Raw genomic sequence first — 507 nt, 5'->3', positions numbered from 1 at the left:
GATTTCCGGGACAGTTGGACTGGCGTAGGAATAATCAGACAGGATTTTCCAGATTTTTTCATAGCGGAGTGCTCGCTCTTCATCTTTTTTCAATCCTAAGTAATCAAGTGCTTCTGACGGTTCAGGACCATTAAATCCACTGGCTAAAAAACTGGCTGCCCCCGGATTGCCAGCAGCAGTTCCTAGTTGAAATGACTCTATTGCTTCCTTATATTTTTTTTCTATCGCATAAATATTTCCTAATGAATTTGCAGCTACTCCCTCACCTTGTTCAGCAGCACAATGAAGCATCTGACGGGCAATATCCGGCGCCATTTGGACTGGAGATAATTTCTTCCCAACGTAAGCCTGAGCCTGTGCATTCCCCTCATCCGCGGCCTTGCGGTAGTAACGCAGCGCCATCTCGTCATCCTGCTGCAATCCCGCCGCGCCGTGCTGCAGATAAACCGCGACAAAGTAATAACCTGAAGCCACACCGGCATCGATTAGCGCCTGGCTCATCCGCAG

General features: G+C 48.7%; 1 protein-coding gene. It reads right to left on the bottom strand.

The window, feature by feature from the left end; all coding sequences use genetic code 11:
* On the bottom strand, positions 1-507 hold a 507-nt coding region (locus OGY07_RS02880; RefSeq protein ID WP_286598543.1), incomplete at both ends, for a tetratricopeptide repeat protein.

Origin of the sequence: Citrobacter sp. Cs237 (assembly GCF_030332325.1) — a bacterium.
Classification (GTDB): domain Bacteria; phylum Pseudomonadota; class Gammaproteobacteria; order Enterobacterales; family Enterobacteriaceae; genus Citrobacter_A; species Citrobacter_A sedlakii.
This window is presented reverse-complemented; position numbering and strand designations above follow the sequence as displayed.